We start from the raw sequence: 16,802 nt of genomic DNA on the forward strand, positions 1-16,802 counted from the left end.
CTTCGCCCGTGATCGCGCGGCAGAAGACGAAGTATCCGGTTTCCCAATCATTGCGGCAGTATCTCTATCACTTCGATCGCCAGCGGGAGATTCCCAAAGTCTATGACGAACTTTGCCGGTTCAGCGGGGCGATCCCGTATGACGATCCGAAGGGCCGTGAAACCTTGTGGCTGACGGTGATGTATCCGCCGGAAGTCATCGCGGAGTTGCGGCCGCGGCTGACCAGCATCTACACCGAACTGAAGCTCGGGCGCGACGCGGAGCAACACGAACACCTTCTGGTGGACCGAATCGACTTTGGTGATTTTGGAAATTCAAAACCGTTCCGCATCCGCGTCACCAATCTTTTCAACGACAACTCGGATTACTTCTACGTCAAACAGGCGGATGCCTCGCGCATCTACGGACTCGAACTGGAGCACATCCTTTCGCCTAACCGGATGAACTATCTGGTCAATGGCAACACGCTCATCGAGGAGCACATCGCAGGCGTGCCCGGGGATGTTTTTCTCCGCGAATATCTGCCGCAACCGGGGCTCAACAAGGTCCGGATCGCCAAGGAGTTCACGAAATTCACCGAGCGAAGTTTCATACGCCTGCTTGGTGACATGCGCAGCGTGAACTACGTCGTCGATATCACCCCGGATTTCGAGGAAGTGCAGTATCGCGTACGAGCCATCGATTTCGACCAGCAGTCATATGAGGGAAGTGGCAATATCTATCTGGCGTTCCGTTTCAACTCGAACCGCAAGGTTACCCGTCTGGCCTTCGAGGTGCTCAACCGCAAGAGCATCGACCAGTACGTCGCGGAGGAACACGCGCAGATGGCGCGGCGGGCGAAAGTAGAGAGCAGCCGGTTGCGCGCGTTGCTCGGCATCATGCGACGCGAGGACATTGCGCCGATGGATCACGTCACCAAACTGGCACGCGAGTTGGACCGGATGCACGGCACCAGCGGCTTTGGCGACTGCCGGTCGATGGGCGAGCTCACGGCCATGCACATTTCCCTGATGCTCGACGTCAAGCAGTCCAACGACGGTTCGGTCAGCCGCCCTTGACCGCTAAATGGCGCGCTGCCTCGCGGAGCGAGGTAGGGGCGCTGGCATCGCGGGCAATTTCATCGAGGAGTTCGACGGCCCGCGCCTTGTGGAAGAACGTGCCCTGCAGAGAGACTGCGGCGATCACTCGGGTGGATTCCGGCTTTCCGGAATCGGCGATCACGCGGGCGCGGCGTTGCAGGACGAGGGCGTCGATCACCCCCGCATAAAGCACCATGCAGGCGGTCAGTCCGGTGAACGCGGGGCCGCGCCAGCCGCGGCGGAAACACAGGGACCCCGCCGCCGCGGCAAGCACCAACAACCACGAGGCGGGTCCGAGGTAGGCGAACATGCGGAGGCCTGGAGCTGTGTTAGAGTCATCACGCAAGCGAGGTAATCCGGACTGGGAGATCCAGCTTTCCGACGGAAAGCGCTCGGTTGCGAGCCACGCGAGCGCGGGCGTTTCGCGCAGCGGATCACTGCGGTCAGAAAGCGCGAGGTGGATGAGAAGATAAAGATTTCCCCTGTCGTCCACCGGGACAAGGGACGTAGGCTGATGGATCAAGCCGGGGCCACCTTGGAAAGCTTTCGTGATCAACGTGCCGATTGGGAATCGTGACGACCGAACTTTTGTCGCTCCCGCCCGGCCCGTTCATATTGATGTAAAGACCGCCTTGCGAGTTGAGGACTCCGTCCTTGTGATAGAAATTCTCGGTCTGGATGGAAACGGTGTAATGGTAGTCCTTCCAGGTGGAGTCGAACTTCAGCGACATGAGATATCCCGCCTGTCCCTCAACCACCCGGCTTTCGCCATGAAGTGGAAAATACCGGCTCCCGACCCGACGGGCAACGATCACCGTGCCTATCAGTTTTGTCGGACCAATGTCGAGGGAGCGGTTGTCAGGGGCTTTCGCGATCAGAGGCGCGGGCCTGGTGGGGACGGTGACTTCGAAGGCATCGGCGCGAACAACTCCTGAAGTGCCGCGCCAGGTCCCGATGGCGGTGGCAGCCACGGCACCGACCGCGACGAGCGCCGCCAGCCTGCGGACAAGGCGGTGAAAATGATCGGGACGGACGACCGGACGGTTGGAGGACGAGGATCTCGTCAAAGCAAATACCAGCAGCGAGATCGCGATCAGCACTACGGTGACCTGATAGAGGAACTGGCCGATGAGGAAATGTGAGTTCATGTCAATTGAAGGTTGGGTTTCAGAGCGCGGGGGATTTCACGGGGGTCAGCGTGAAATGCGCCGGGTTTTGGGCGACCATCTGATCGCGTCGCAAGTCATTCATTCCGACCGAACTCACCGACGCGGAGCGCAACCAGAACGCGAGCAGCAGAAAGAAAGCCGTGACAATGGCGGCGACGATCCAGAATCTCACTTTGACGCCATCGGCGGAGTCGCTGGAGGCGGACGTTTCCTTTCGGAGATAAAGGAGGTATCCGGCGGCCGGCACGAGCACGGCGACTCCCAGTAGTCCGACTCCGGTTAGAATTCCCCAAGGTTCGGGCGACAGGCCTTTGTCGGCCCACCACCCGACCAGCATGGTGGCTGCGGTTCCGATCAATCCGACCGAGACGGCCGCGTTGACCCCTTGCCGGGATCCGGAAAGGGCGGCGGTAGTGAAGGTGATGGCGTGGGCAGCGCAAGGCGCGAACAAGGCCGCGATGTACCAGACCGGTTCCCGGACGACGGAGAATGATTCTGTTAGCCCGCTGCTGAAGACGAGCGACCAAAGCCGCTGCGGAAGACTGTATAGGATGGCCAGGCTACCTAACAGACCGTTGGCCGCCAGGAAGACGAACCCCGGAAAGATCCGCGCGAGAAACAACGGCCCCCGGCCCGGCGGCAATGTGAATGAAAATTCCTCCGTGCCGTCGATGACGTCACGCCCGCCTTGGACGGCGGAAAGGGTCATGATGTGGGCGACACCGATCGCCAGCAACCAGCCCGGATGTTGGAAAATGACCAGCACCCAAAGTCCGATGAACCAGACAGACGCCAACCGGATGAATTGATTGCGGCAGAGTTTCCATTCCTGAAGAAGCAGGGCGCGGAAATCGGATGTTCCCCGACTCGTGGGGGCGGTGAAGCGGATTTCTGACATGGCGGTTAGAGTTTCGGATTTTCGGGTTGGTTACCCAGCAGCTCGATGAAGAGGTCTTGCAGGCCGAGCGGGAAATCGGAGACGCGGACGCCGGGCAAGGCCCGGATTTCCTCAAGCCGGGCGGGGCTGTCGATGCGGGCGATGGCAGTGAAAACGGGGCCTTCCACACGAGTTCGCATGGCACCGGGAATGCTGAAACCTTCCGGAACGGCGGGGCTGTCGAAGACGACCTGCACACGGCGCATTCCGGATTGAAGGTCTTCCAGAGGACCGGCGGCGAGCATCCGGCCGCGGTCCATGATGCCGACGTGTTCGGCGACGCGTTCGAGATCTTCCAGGATGTGGGTGCTGAAAAGCACCGTGCGCTCGCCTCCGTCGCCGAGGAAATCCACGATTTCCTCCATGAGCTGTCGTCGCGCGATGGGATCGAGGCCGGCTGCGGGTTCGTCGAGAATGATTACCTCGGGTCTGGCGGAAAACGCAAGCAGCACGGCCACCTTGCGCCGATCACCTCCGCTGAGCGCTGCCATCGGCGACTCGACGCGGATGCCGAACCGCTTCGCCAGCTTTTCCGCCAGCGGGAAATCCCAGTTTTCGTAAAGGTGCGAGAAATCGAGGCAAAGATCGGCGGTGCATTTCGCGGGCGGAAGCTGTTGCTCCTGCGAGACATAGGCCACCCGCTGGCGAATGGCGCGGGGTGCCGACCAGAGTTCGTGACCGAGCACCCGTGCGGTGCCGGCCGCCGGGCGGAGCAGGCCCATGAGCATTCGCAGGGTGGTGGTTTTGCCCGCGCCGTTGCGGCCGATGAGGCCATAAATCGAGCCGCGCGGCACGGCGAGATCGAGGCCGTTAACCGCGAGATTTCCGCGGAAGGATTTGGACAGGCCGCTGGCGGCGATCACGGGTTCGTCGGTGGAGTTCATGGCGGGGGCGGGTTGGAGAGTGAAATGAAGGCGCGCCGGATCGCCTCGCGGACTTCGTCTTCGGAAGCGCCCATTTGCCGGGCTTCCACGGCGATCTGGCGGGCGAGCGCGTCGAGCTTTTCACGGCGCCGCTCCTCGGGCCACGCGGGCGGAGTTTCCGCCACAAAGACACCGCGCCCGTGTCGCAGCTCGACGACGCCTTCGTGATCCAGCTCGCCGTAGGCTTTGACGATGGTGGTTGGATTCACGGCCAGCGTTTTCGCCATCTCGCGGATCGAAGGGAGTTGGTCGCCCGGTGCGAGCGTGCCCGACGCCACATAATGGCGGATCTGGTCCATCAGTTGCCGGTAAACCGGGACGCCTGATTGGATATCGAGCTGGAAATGGAGCATTTCGAGACGGTGTTCTACTGTATGGTAACAATCATACAGTTATCCGCAAGGATTTTGTTTCCCTCGCCTCGACTCGTTCCCGGCAGCTGACCAAGCTGCCGCCATGAAACGCCTTTTCCTGCTCGACGGCATGGCCCTGGTTTACCGTGCCCATTTCGCGTTCATCCAGAATCCGATCCGCAACTCGAAGGGCGTCAACACCTCCGCGCTTTACGGCTTCATCAACACGCTGCTGTTCATCCTGGAAAAGGAAAGCCCCACGCACATCGGCGTCGCGTTCGACACGTCCGCGCCGACGCCGCGGCACATCCGTTATCCGGCCTACAAGGCTCAGCGTGACGAGATGCCGGAGGAACTTGCCGCTGCGATTCCGCATGTGAAGGATCTCTGCCGCGCGTTCCACATCCCGGTGTTGGAAATCGACGGCTTCGAGGCGGACGACATCATCGGTACCCTGGTGAAACGTGCAGAACCGGACGATTTCGAGTCCTACATGGTCACGCCCGACAAGGATTTCGCGCAGCTTCTATCAGCCGTCACCTTCATGTGGAAACCCGGCCGCAAGGGCAACGACCATGAAATCATCGGCCTGCCGCAGCTTCCGGAAATCTGGGGCGTCAGCGAACCGCACCAGATTATCGATTTGTTAGGGTTGATGGGCGACGCGTCCGACAACATCCCCGGCGTTCCCGGCATCGGTCCGAAGACCGCGCAGAAGCTCATCGCCGATTTCGGCTCGATCGAAAACCTTCTCGCCAACACCGCCACTCTCAAGGGCAAGCAGAAGGAAAACCTCGAAACCCACGCCGACCAGGCCCTGCTGTCGAAGGAGCTCGCCACGATCATTCTCGATGTGCCGGTGGAAGTGACTTGGGACGCGCTTGTTCTATCAAAACGCGATGACGAGGCGTTGAAAACACTCTTCAACGAGTTCGAATTCCGCACGCTGTCGAAGCGGCTATTCGCCTCGGGAGGGGAGGAAGCAAGTAGTCCGGAAGAGACCGCTACGCCGACGATTTTCGAAACCTTCAAAACCATCCGCGAGGTAGAACACAGTTATCATCTCGCCGACACGCCGGAACTCCAGAAGCAGCTTTTTGACGAACTCGCTCTACAGAAATCCTTCTGCTTCGACATCGAAACGACCGGCCTCGACCGCTTCGCCGCCAAGCTGCTAGGCGTCGCGTTTTCATGGAAAGCTCATGAAGGCTGGTATCTTCCCTATTCGGACTCCCTGCTTTCCGACCTCCGCGCCGCCCTTTCGTCGCCTGCGGAAAAAATCGGCCACAACCTCAAGTTCGATCTCTCGATCCTGCTCCACCACGGCATCCAAGTCACCGGGCCGTTCTTCGACACGATGCTTGCCGATACGCTTGTCGCGCCCGAGCGGCGGCACTCGATGGATTACCTTTCCGAAATTCTGCTAGGCTACACTCCGGTCAAACTCGCGGATATTTCCAAACCTGTCGCCGAACCTGAGGCGGCCGCTTCGCTTGACTTGTTCGCCCATGCGGAAAAAACCAAGGCCTCCAAGGACCTCGACATTTCCGCCATCCCGCTCGCCGTGCTGGCGGAATACGCCGCCGAGGATGCCGATGTCACGTTCCAACTCGCGCAGACGCTTCGCCCGCTGCTTGAAACATCGGGCCAGGCACCAATTCTGCGCGACATCGAAGGCCCGTTGCAACCGGTGCTGGTAGCCATGGAAATGGAAGGCATCGCCATCGATCCAGCAGCCCTCTCCGTCATCGGCGACGAGCTTCAGATTCAGATCGACGAGCTGGTGAAATCCATCCACCGCCATGCCGATCGCTCGTTCAACATCGCCTCGCCGAAGCAACTCGGTGAAATCCTGTTCGACCAGTTAGGTCTGGCTGATAAGGCGAAGAAAACCAAGACCGGTCAATATAAGACGGACGAACAGACGCTCGCCACGCTTGAAGGCAAGCACCCGATCATTACCGATATCCTCGCCTGGCGGGAAGCGACGAAACTGAAATCCACTTACCTCGACGCATTGCCCAACCACATTGTCCCGGAAACAGGGCGTATCCATACAACTTTCCATCAGCTTGTGGCAGCGACAGGACGGTTGGCTTCAACCGATCCGAATTTGCAGAACATCCCGATCCGCTCCGAAGCTGGCCGCAAGATCCGCAAGGCCTTCGTACCGCGCGAGGGATTCACACTTCTATCGTGCGACTACTCGCAAATCGAGCTGCGCGTGATGGCCGCTCTATCAAAAGACGCGACGATGATCGAGGCCTTCCAAAACGGCACCGACATCCACACCGTCACCGCGTCCAAGGTCTTCGTGATCGATCCGGAAAATGTCACCTCCGACATGCGCCGCACCGCGAAGATGGTGAACTTCGGGATCATCTACGGCATTTCCGCGTTCGGCCTCAGCCAGCGGTTAGCCATCCCTCGCACCGAAGCAGCAAACATCATCGACGCCTATTTCCGTGAGTATCCTACCATCCGCGAGTTCATGGATCGCACGGTGAACGAAGCCCGTGAATCCGGCTACGTCGCCACCCTCAGCGGCCGCCGTCGCTATTTCCCGGACCTCACTTCCGGCAACCAAAACCTCCGCGGAAACGCCGAACGCGCCGCCATCAATTCACCGATCCAAGGCACCGCCGCCGATATGATCAAACTCGCGATGATCCGCGTCGATACCTTGCTACGGGAAAAGCCATACAAAACGAAAATGCTGCTCCAGGTGCACGACGAACTCGTCTTCGACCTTGCGCTCGATGAGCAGGAGGAACTCATCCCGAAAATCCTCGATGCGATGAAAACCGCGCTGCCACTGCCAAACGGAGTTCCGATCGACGTGGAAGCCGGCACCGGTCCTAACTGGCTTGCCGCTCACTGACGAGTGTTAGGCGCCAGAAATATTGAACCCCGCCCAAATCACAACCGAACTTGGCAACGGGGTCGATGATATCATAAGGAACACATGATGAACCGCCAGCCGTCCGGCCCACCGAATCCCCGACACGCCCGTTATCGGCAAATGCCGATCCATTGGTCGGGCTGTCCGGCTACCATTTTCCTCATCGTCATCTGCTGCATCGTTGCCGCTATCAGCCAACTGGGCTTCAATACCAAACCCGTTTCAGGGCTTTATTTTTCCGATCAGCCACCCCAAGAACTGTTGGAAAAACTACAGACCCGTCTCGAATCGATCGAGGAGGCTGACGGCGATGACTCGCCCGAATATCGACGAGTGCTCGAGCAATATAAGAAGGCAGTGTTTCCAACATCGAAGCCTTTCGAACAGATCAAACACGGCCAGGTCTGGCGCCTGGTGACGCCCGCGTTCCTCCACTTCGGCCCAATGCACCTGATCTTTAATATGATGTGGTTGTGGACGCTTGGCTGCTCGCTGGAAACTTACCTTCGCCGGGTGAAGTTCTTGCTGCTGGTGGCCATCATTGCGGTGGTTTCCAATGTCGCCCAAGCGCTCTCAGGCGGCACTAACTTCGGCGGCATGTCCGGCGTTGTTTACGGGCTGTTTGGCTTCGTAGTCGTGCATGGGAAACTCCATCCCAGGGGCGGCCTCTATCTCAACCCGCGAACCGTCCGTTACATGCTGATCTGGCTGGTCGTTTGTTTCACCGGCTTGGTCGGACCGATCGCCAACTGGGCGCATCTCTTCGGCCTGTTTGCCGGAGGTGCGATTGGTGGCGGCGACGCGCTGCTCAACGGTGGCTGGCAGGCTCTCAAGCGCCGCCACGAATTCCGCCGCGCGATCATTGCCGGCTCGGGTGCCATCCATCGATGCGTGGTTTGTGGAAAAACCGAGGAACACGATGCGGACATCGAGTTCCGGGTCGGCACCGATGGCCAGGAATACTGCGAGCATCACCTGCCGGAAATTGCTTCCTGATCGAGGACTTGAGGCCGCCCACCGCTTCGCCTTGCGGGGCTGGATCATTTCCGGCTGAAGGGTGCGGATCGTCCATTCCTGTGGCCAACGGGCGTAATTTCTGCTATGTCTAAATAAGCTCCCGTCAGCCTCCACACATATCCCCTGCCCGAACCGATGACCACCGAAGAAGAGGAAGATAGATTTTACCGCGACACCGAGAGCATTGCGTTTCCGAAACTGTCGGATCGGCAGCTCGCGGAATTGGAAGCCATCGGCGAGCGGTGCATCATCCGCGCCGGCGAAGTCGTCGTCCACGCGGGGCAGCGCGATTACCCGATGGCGGTGGTCATCAGCGGCAGGTTGGAAGCTTACGAATCCCGCGAAGGAACGGAGCAAATTCTAGCAGAACCCGGACCGCGCGATTTCGTGGCGGAAATCTCCATGTTGCACGGCACCTCGTCGATCGCCAGCGTGCGCGGCGGAGCGGAGGAAACGGAAGTCATCCTCATTCCCGCCGACAAGCTGCGGCGTGCTCTGGCAGATTTGCCCGGCGTGGGCGAAACCCTGGTACGCGCTTTCATGATGCGCCGCGAACGGCTCCTGCACGATGGCAAGTTCGCCGGGCTCCGCGTCCTCGCCCATCCCGGTTGCCGCGGCGGTCATCTGATCGACGATTTCCTCGATAAAAACCACATCCCGCACAGCCTCGTCGACTCCACCAGTGAGGAAGGCATCACGATCATCGAACGTTACACCCTGCCCTCGGCGGATCTGCCTGCCGTCATCGTCGGCGATGGATGCGTCCATAAGAAACCCACCATCATGCAAGTCGCCATCGTCGCAGGTTTGGTGCGGCCGTTAGGCTTCGATGGTGAAACGGAAAAGCTCTGCGATCTCGCCATCGTCGGTGCCGGACCCGCCGGGTTGGCGGCGGCGGTGAATGGCGCTTCGGAGGGCTTGAGAACCGTCGTTTTGGAAAGCTTCGCACCGGGAGGTCAGGCGGGGTCCTCGTCGCTGATAGAAAACTTCTTCGGCCATCCCACCGGCATCAGCGGCGGAGAACTCACCAACCGCGCCCAGCTCCAGGCTCACCGATTCGGTGCGAAATTTTCCACTCCTTCCCGAGCCCTCTCGCTCACCAAGGCCGATGGCGAACACGCCGCCGCCATCACCATCGATGGCTGCGGCACCGTCTTGCGGGCGAAGACCGTGATCATCTCCACCGGCGCGCAATACAACCGCATCGAAGCGGAAGGCCGTGAAAAATTCGAAGGCATGGGCGTCTATTACGCCGCGACGGTGATGGAGGCGAAATTTTGCAAAGACGCCACCGTGATCGTCGTCGGAGCCGGAAATTCGGCCGGGCAGGCCGCCATGTTCATTTCCGAAATCGCCAGCCGGGTGCTCCTCGTCGTCCGCGGCACGGATCTAACCAAGAGCATGTCCAGCTACCTCTCCACCCGCGTCGAGGCGAAGGACAACATTGAGATCCACTATCGCACGGAAATCCGCAAGATGACGGGCGAGTCCAGGCTCCAGTCGGTGGAAATCGAGAACACACAAACGGCCGAACGCCGCACCGTGCAGACCGTCGCTGTGTTTTCCATGATCGGTGCCAACCCTTGCACCAACTGGCTGCCACCGGAAATCTGGCAGGACGAACGCGGCTTCGTAAAAACCGGCCAGGCGGTGGCCGGAGCTCCGGCTTGGACGGATGCCGCCCGCCCGCCTTATCCCTTTGAGACCAGTTGGCCCGGCGTCTTTGCCGCGGGTGATGTCCGCTCCGGATCGGTGAAACGGTGCAGCGCGGCGGTCGGCGAAGGGAGCATGGCCATCGAGAACGTGCACCAACTGCTCGGCACTTATAGTTGATTGAAATGGTGGTGCATTGAGGAGATGGGACGCCCTCGTCCCATCATTTGGAATGGACGGGGGCGTCCATTCTTCTTATGGGAGTTAGCGTGTCGCGCGATTATCTCCACCCGGATGAATCTATCGAAAAGCACGGATGGAAGCTGCCGCATTGGCAGCAGGGTGAAGCGATGCAGTTCGTGACCTTCCGCCTGGGAGATTCCCTGCCGAAAGATAAGATCGATCACTGGAAAACCCAGCGCGACGCATGGAAACGGACTTGGCCACGACCGTGGACTCCCGAGTTGGAAAAGGAATATCACCGGCGATTCACCGCCAGATTGGAGGTGTGGTTGGACCAGGGGGCGGGCTCCTGTTTGTTGAGAGATGAAGGAAACCGTCATCTGTTGGAGACGGTGCTGATGTTTCATCACGGAGAGCGGTATGAGCATCATGCGTGGGTGATCATGCCGAATCACGTGCATCTGCTATTCAAACCTCTGGATGACATTCCGTCATTGATCCAGACTTGGAAATCGATATCCGCGCGGAGGATCGGGAGCGGCTCGATCTGGCAGGCGAACTACCGGGACACGATGATCCGTGATGGAGATTATTTTGCGAACGCCGTTCGCTACATCCGGCGGAATCCGGTGAAGGCAAAACTTCGGGAGGGGAATTTCAGTCTATGGCAAAGCGAGATGGCGCTTGCGGTTTCCTGAAGAGATGGGACGCCCCCGTCCCATCATTTGAATGGACGGGGGCGTCCATTCTCCTTAGTTGATATCCCATGAACGAAAGTCCGCAACCCGCTCCGACTCCACCGAAATCCGGCAATTCCTGCCTGCTGAAAGTCCTGATAGGTCTGGTGATCCTGCTGTTGGTACTCGGTGGCTTGTGGTGGTGGTCCAACCGTCCGATCAGTCCGGTAGTTCTGACCGCGCCGGAGAAGGCCGCGGTGGAGGCGAAGGTCGAGGCGATGCAGAAACCGGCCGAGCCGAAGTATGAAAAAGGATCGAAGGAAATCATCCTTACCGAACGCGAGCTCAATGGCCTGCTGAACGAGCGGACGACCTTCGGAAAAAGTGTTAGCTTCCAACTGGCGACGGATGCGATCCTCGCCCGCATTGAAACGGATCTGCCTCCCGATCTGCCGGTGGTCGGCGGGAAACGTCTGAAAGCCCGCGCCCGGTTTCTCGTCGGTGGCGCGCCGGGGCATCCGAGTTTCGTGATCGACGATCTGACGGTCTGGGGAATTTCCCTGCCGAACGACTGGCTGGCGGGATTGAAGGGGCGCGATTTGTTAGCTGACATCCTCGGCGGGAAGGACGGCAAGATCACCGGCGTGGAGGAATTCAAGGTCGAGCCGGAGCGGTTGATCATCCGGCTGAAGGATTGAGCAACGCGATTTCGCGAGCTTTTAAATTTCCGTGTAACGTGCCGGTCGTTTTCTGGTAGAACATCCGCAGTATTCCGACTTCATGCCCGAAAAACCCTTCAAAACGCGGCACTCGATCTTCGCCTCCACCCGTTGGTCGATCATCGGAGACGCGGCCCGCGGCGGCGACACCCGGGCGCCGGAAGCGCTGGCGGCGATTTTCGAAACCTACTGGCCTCCGCTTTACCGCTATGTCCGGCGTCTCGGCAAACAGGAGCAGGATGCGGAGGATTTGGTGCAGGGATTTTTTGCCGATCTGATAGAAACCGGCGGCCTGCGCCTCGCCGATCGGGATCGCGGACGATTCCGTGCGTTCCTTCTGGCATCGTTGAAAAACCACATCGCCAGCGAATGGCGGCGCGACCACCGGCAGAAGCGCGGCGGCTTTGTCCAACATCTTTCGATCGACCGGCAGCATGGGGAAACCGGCCTCTGTTTGGAGCTTGAGGACGGGCGCAGTCCGGACAAGCTCTTCGACCGTGAATGGGCTCTCGCGCTGCTGGACAAGGTGCTCGCCGATCTCGAGGTGGAAGCGAATGCCTCCGAACCGGGCGACTCGTTTGCCCGCTGGATGCCGTTTCTCTCGGTGAGCAGCGCGACGATTCCCTACGCCGATCTCGCAGCGGAATCGGGCATGACCGAGGGCGCGGCGCGCGTGGCGGTGCATCGTTTGCGCAAGCGCTACCGCCAACGGCTGCGCGGGGAAATTTCCCGCACGCTTGCCACCGACGATCTGGTGGACGAGGAAATGAACGCGCTGTTCGCGGCCCTTTCCGAGTGATGGAAAATTTTCAGTAACGAATGCGATTGATCGGGGAAGAGCGGAGTGACATGAAAAACGATCCATCCCAAACTTGTCCCGAATGCGGCAGACCGCTTCCGACCGGCGCTTCGCGGAAAGTCTGCCCGGCCTGCCTGATGGCGCAGGCGATCGCGTCCCGCACGCTCGACGGCGGACCACCGGAAAATCCGCTGCCCCCGCCGTCCCCTGAAGAGATCGCTGCCAGTTTTCCGCAATTTGAAATCATCGAATGCCTCGGCCGCGGAGGAATGGGCGTTGTTTACAAGGCCCGCCAGAAGTCGCTCAACCGGCTCGTCGCAATCAAGATTCTGGCACCCGAACGGGAACGCGATTCCCGTTTCGCCGAACGTTTCGCCAAGGAAGCGGAAACACTCGCGAAGCTCAGTCATCCGCACATCGTCACCATCCACGATTTCGGCGAAACCGGCGGGCTCTACTATCTGGTGATGGAGTTCATCGATGGAGTGAACCTCCGCGACCTCCTGCGGGAGGGAAAGCTCGATTCCCAACAGGCGCTGGCCATCGTTCCTCCGGTCTGCGAGGCGCTGCAGTTCGCCCATGACCGCGGCGTCGTCCACCGTGACATCAAGCCCGAGAACATCCTGCTCGACCGCGAGGGCCGGGTGAAAATCGCGGACTTCGGCATCGCCTCTCTATCAGGTGATGCCGCGGAGCACGCGGGAACGCCCGCCTACATGGCTCCCGAGCAGGATGAAAGGAATTCAAAAGTCGATCATCGCGCCGACATCTACGCCCTCGGCGTGGTGCTGTACGAAATGCTGACCGGCGAGCGTCCGTCCGGTTCGCCCGTCGCACCGTCGAAGCGCGTACAAATCGATGTGCGTCTCGACGAGATCGTGTTGCGGGCGTTGGAACACGAACCCGCGAGACGCTATCAGACGGCGGGCGAGTTCAACACGGTGATCGCCGGCGTGAGCCAGCCGTCGGGGATCAAGCCAGCCACATGGAAATGGCTGATCGCACATTTTTCACCGGCGATCCTGTTGATCCTCGCGTGGTTCACCTCCGGGCTGGAGAAAGGCGCGGTGCTGATCCTCAGCGTGGCGGTGGTTGCCGCCATGGTATTGCGGGCGTTGTCACCGGTGAAGGCACACAAGCGGCTGCTTTATCTCTATCTGTTGCTTCCTCTCGTCGGCGCGGCGATCTTCGCTTTCAATTTCCAAAAAAGGAAACAACCGCCCGCTGTGGCACCACCTCCGGTCGCCAAGGTGAGCGTGGGCAAAGTGAGCCCCGGCGAGGTGAACGTGGATGGCCTTGGAAAATTCAATTCCATCCGTGAAGCGCTGGAGGCCGCTCCCGACAATGCGGTGATCCGCGTGGGCGAGGGAATCTATCAGGAGCGGGTTGTCATCCGCAAGCCGGTCACCCTGATCGGTGTGAGTTGGGAGAAGACCCGCATTGCGGTCGAGGGTCCGGACTATTCGAGGCTGCCGCTGGAAAAACCGATCGCGCCGGTATTGCGGGAGCCGGCGGTGAATATCCACCTCGAGACCAGGGGCAAGGTTTCACTCGAAGGCATCTCCCTATCGATGTCCCGTCCGTCTGCGGAAGGTTCTCTTTCCGACCTGGCCCTGCTGAAGAGCGAGAACTGCCTGCTCACCCTCCGTCACTGCGCCTTTCTTGGCTCACCCGGCAGTGGCGCGGATCTCATCCAGGGAAAACTGACAATGGAGGACTGCCTGATCGCCGCGGCGTGGAACACCGGCATCTCCATCGGCGAATATTGCGAGGCCGACATCCGCAATTGCACGGTGCGCAACTGCTACTACGCGGGTATCACCATGAGCCGTCGCGCCGGCGAGGTTTCCATCAGCGGTTGCCGGATTTCCGGCGCGGCTTGGCATGGCATCCGATATGACGATTGCAGTCCGAAGATTTCCAACAACCTGATCTTCGGCAACGCGCGCAGCGGCATCTACCTGTCCGGCGACACGGCGGGGGAGATCAGCGGCAATGTGCTCGCCCGCAACGAAATGGGCAGCCTCAGTTGCTGGTTCGAGTCCCGTGACCTGATTGAACGGAACATTTTCGCCGACGATTTACGCGAAGCGGTGATGTTGTGCGGCATGGTTTCTCCAACAATCCGTGGAAACATCTTCGTCGGCAAAGGAATCGTGCAGGGGCTTGCGAGCGGCGATCGCCTGACCGCGAAGACCTACGGCTCGCCGGTGGTCGAACGGAATGTTTTCTGGAATGCCGGAACGCCGTGGACACGTTGGCGGCTAGGCAAGGACCCTGCACAGGAAGCCGTCGAACTCCCGGAAGGGAATGCCGTCGAGGATCCGAGTTTTGGCGAGGGGTATGTGCTGCCCAACGACTCGCCATTGCCGGGCCGGAAGATCGGACCGGAAAAAGTGCTTTCGTTTGAAGGTCCCTATCCGATCCAACCGGAGGAAACAGCGATCATCCCTGATGGCGAGACGCGGGATTCCAAGGCGTGGAAACGATGAAAATCCCGCGCCGTATCACCCGGGCGGAAGTGGGAGTTAGAGGCCTGCTCGCCGGACCTCTTCCGCGATGATCTTCAGGCCGTCTCTAACGACCGCTTCGTCCATGGCGTAGGAGACGCGGATGCATTCGTGGCGGTGTTGCCAGTTTTCATCGTCGTGACCGAAGAAGAAGTGGTGGCCGGGAATGATGAGGACCTCGCGTTTTTTCAGGCGTTCGTAGAGTTCCTGCGAGGTGATCGGCAGGCCGGGAAACCAGAACCAGAGGAACAGCGCGCCTTCGCTGACGTGCATGAACCACTCGATGTCGTCGCCGAACGCCTCGACGGCGGCCTGGCGGGCGAGCCGGCATTTTTCCTGATAGAACGGACGGACGACGTCGCGGCTGAGCTTGAGAATTTCGCCGGACTTGATGAGTGGCAGCGCGATCTGCTGGCCGATGTTGGGATTGGACAATCCGGCGATGGCGCTCATGGAGCCGAGTGCGCGGATAATTTCCGGCGGACCGATGACGATGCCGGTACGTGTGCCGGGCAGACCGATTTTCGAAAGGCTGAGCGTGAGCACCATGTGCGGCTCCCAATGCGGTGTCACTTCGGAAAAGATAATGCCGGGGAAGGGCGCGCCGTAGGCATTGTCGATGATCAACGGGATGTCGTGCTGCTTCGCGATGGCGGACAAGCGGGCGATTTCCTCGTCAGTTAGAACGTTGCCGGTCGGATTGGTTGGGCGCGAGGCGCAGATGGCGGCGATGTCCGGCGTGACTTCGAGGTTGTCGAAATCGACGCGGTATTTGAATTCGTGCGGGCCGGTTTTCTCGATGAGTGGAGTGATGGCGCGGAAGAGTTCGCCGCCGACGCCTTGGTTTGCATAGCCGATGTATTCGGGAACGAGTGGCAGCAGGATTTTCCGGCGGCTGCCGTCAGGCATGTCGCCGGCTAACAAATTGAAGAGGAAATAGAAGGCGGTCTGGCCGCCGCTGGTGACGGCGACGTTGTCCGATGTTAGATCCCAGCCGAAGGTCTCGCGGAAGAGGGTGGCGATGGCTTCGAGGAAGGCGGGATTTCCACGCGGCGGATCGTAGGAGGTGAGCGAGCGCTCGAGTCCGCCGGTTTCCTCCATCAACTCCTCAAGCCGCCTGCGCCAGACTGCGTTCATTTCCGGGATGCGGGCGGGTTGGCCGCCGCCGAGCATTTTCAGGTCCGGCCCGCCGCTGGCGAGGGCGTGGCCGAGGTCGTCCATCAGATCGCCGATGCCGCTGCCGGAGCCGAGGTGCCGCCCAAAATTTGAAAATTCGTATGACATATCCGTTGGCCGCGTTCTACAGTGCGCGCCTCACTTCAAACAACCACCAAACCAACATGTCCATCAAAGTCGGCGACAAAGCCCCGGATTTCACTCTCGTCAGCAAAACCGCGAATGGCCCCGAGCTGGTCACGCTGGGCGACCTCATCGGAAAATCCAACATCGTCCTGTTGTTCGTGCCGATGGCGTTTACCGGCGGTTGCACCGCGGAGTTCTGCAGCATTTCCCAAGGCATTTCCGAATACGACGCGCTCGACGCGAAGGTGCTCGGAATTTCCGGCGACAATCCTTTCGCGCAGGAAGCCTGGGCGCAGAAGGAAGGCATCACGATCTCGCTGCTCAGCGATTACGAGCACGCGGTGACGAAAACCTACGGCGTGGCTTACGACCAGTTCCTGCCCGCGAAGAACCTGATCATGGGCGGTGTGTCGAAGCGTTCCGCGTTCGTCATCGATAAAGCCGGCGTGGTGCAATACGCGGAGGTCCTCGAGGTGCCGAGCGACATGCCGGACTTCGACGCGATCAAGGCCGTTCTGGCCGGGCTCTGAGTTTCCGCGATTCCTGTTTCTATCAAGCCGCCGGGGGTGTCCCGGCGGC

At 60.0% G+C, this 16,802-nt stretch carries 15 protein-coding genes; 9 read left to right on the forward strand and 6 right to left on the reverse strand.

The features are described from left to right. The first annotated feature begins 8 nt into the window (after window positions 1-8). Window positions 9-1,058, forward strand: a complete 1,050-nt coding sequence (locus ABIQ96_RS09300; protein ID WP_348214298.1) for a hypothetical protein — start codon at window positions 9-11, stop codon at window positions 1,056-1,058. Here ABIQ96_RS09300 and ABIQ96_RS09305 read toward each other — a convergent pair. The 5 genes from ABIQ96_RS09305 to ABIQ96_RS09325 all read right to left on the reverse strand — a co-directional run bounded on the left by ABIQ96_RS09305 (window position 1,045) and on the right by ABIQ96_RS09325 (window position 4,461). Then, window positions 1,045-1,389 carry a hypothetical protein gene (locus tag ABIQ96_RS09305; RefSeq protein WP_348214299.1) on the reverse strand — a complete coding sequence of 115 codons (345 nt, stop codon included), beginning with the start codon at window positions 1,387-1,389 and terminating at the stop codon, window positions 1,045-1,047. The genes ABIQ96_RS09300 and ABIQ96_RS09305 overlap by 14 nt on opposite strands. Window positions 1,390-1,522: 133 nt before the next feature. Next, complete coding sequence (locus ABIQ96_RS09310; protein WP_348214300.1) at window positions 1,523-2,227, reverse strand: hypothetical protein; 705 nt, start codon at window positions 2,225-2,227, stop codon at window positions 1,523-1,525. Between the two features lie 19 nt (window positions 2,228-2,246). Further along, on the reverse strand, window positions 2,247-3,146 hold the full coding sequence (locus ABIQ96_RS09315; protein WP_348214301.1) for a hypothetical protein: 900 nt from the start codon (window positions 3,144-3,146) through the stop codon (window positions 2,247-2,249). Between the two features lie 5 nt (window positions 3,147-3,151). Beyond that, window positions 3,152-4,069, reverse strand: coding sequence for an ABC transporter ATP-binding protein (locus ABIQ96_RS09320; protein WP_348214302.1), 918 nt, complete (start codon window positions 4,067-4,069; stop codon window positions 3,152-3,154). Then, on the reverse strand, window positions 4,066-4,461 hold the full coding sequence (locus tag ABIQ96_RS09325) for a GntR family transcriptional regulator (protein WP_348214303.1): 396 nt from the start codon (window positions 4,459-4,461) through the stop codon (window positions 4,066-4,068). Before ABIQ96_RS09325 ends, ABIQ96_RS09320 begins: the two co-directional genes overlap by 4 nt. Window positions 4,462-4,564: 103 nt before the next feature. Between ABIQ96_RS09325 and polA the strand changes: the two genes are divergently transcribed. The 7 genes from polA to ABIQ96_RS09360 all read left to right on the forward strand — a co-directional run bounded on the left by polA (window position 4,565) and on the right by ABIQ96_RS09360 (window position 14,903). Beyond that, window positions 4,565-7,342: a DNA polymerase I gene (gene polA / locus ABIQ96_RS09330; RefSeq protein WP_348214304.1), complete on the forward strand. Its 2,778-nt coding sequence runs from the start codon at window positions 4,565-4,567 to the stop codon at window positions 7,340-7,342. Window positions 7,343-7,426: 84 nt separating this feature from the next. Further along, on the forward strand, window positions 7,427-8,359 hold the full coding sequence (locus ABIQ96_RS09335; protein WP_348214305.1) for a rhomboid family intramembrane serine protease: 933 nt from the start codon (window positions 7,427-7,429) through the stop codon (window positions 8,357-8,359). 156 nt (window positions 8,360-8,515) lie between these two features. After that, window positions 8,516-10,213, forward strand: a complete 1,698-nt coding sequence (locus ABIQ96_RS09340) for an FAD-dependent oxidoreductase (RefSeq protein WP_348214306.1) — start codon at window positions 8,516-8,518, stop codon at window positions 10,211-10,213. An 89-nt stretch (window positions 10,214-10,302) separates the two neighbouring features. Next, a complete protein-coding gene (locus ABIQ96_RS09345) occupies window positions 10,303-10,914 on the forward strand; it encodes a transposase (RefSeq protein WP_348214307.1) in 612 nt (203 codons plus the stop codon). Between the two features lie 68 nt (window positions 10,915-10,982). Further along, window positions 10,983-11,591 carry a hypothetical protein gene (locus ABIQ96_RS09350; protein ID WP_348214308.1) on the forward strand — a complete coding sequence of 203 codons (609 nt, stop codon included), beginning with the start codon at window positions 10,983-10,985 and terminating at the stop codon, window positions 11,589-11,591. An 82-nt stretch (window positions 11,592-11,673) separates the two neighbouring features. Then, on the forward strand, window positions 11,674-12,411 hold the full coding sequence (locus tag ABIQ96_RS09355) for a sigma-70 family RNA polymerase sigma factor (protein ID WP_348214309.1): 738 nt from the start codon (window positions 11,674-11,676) through the stop codon (window positions 12,409-12,411). A gap of 50 nt (window positions 12,412-12,461) precedes the next feature. Next, window positions 12,462-14,903 carry a protein kinase gene (locus tag ABIQ96_RS09360; protein ID WP_348214310.1) on the forward strand — a complete coding sequence of 814 codons (2,442 nt, stop codon included), beginning with the start codon at window positions 12,462-12,464 and terminating at the stop codon, window positions 14,901-14,903. A 36-nt stretch (window positions 14,904-14,939) separates the two neighbouring features. Here ABIQ96_RS09360 and ABIQ96_RS09365 read toward each other — a convergent pair whose 3' ends face one another. Then, a complete protein-coding gene (locus tag ABIQ96_RS09365) occupies window positions 14,940-16,205 on the reverse strand; it encodes a valine--pyruvate transaminase (protein ID WP_348214311.1) in 1,266 nt (421 codons plus the stop codon). Window positions 16,206-16,261: 56 nt separating this feature from the next. Between ABIQ96_RS09365 and ABIQ96_RS09370 the strand changes: the two genes are divergently transcribed. Then, the gene (locus tag ABIQ96_RS09370) at window positions 16,262-16,753 is read left to right on the forward strand and encodes a redoxin domain-containing protein (RefSeq protein WP_348214312.1); all 492 of its coding nucleotides are present in this window, start codon (window positions 16,262-16,264) and stop codon (window positions 16,751-16,753) included. The last annotated feature ends 49 nt before the right edge of the window (window positions 16,754-16,802 follow it).

The sequence above is a fragment of the Luteolibacter sp. genome, from assembly GCF_039920825.1.
Taxonomy (GTDB): domain Bacteria; phylum Verrucomicrobiota; class Verrucomicrobiia; order Verrucomicrobiales; family Akkermansiaceae; genus Luteolibacter.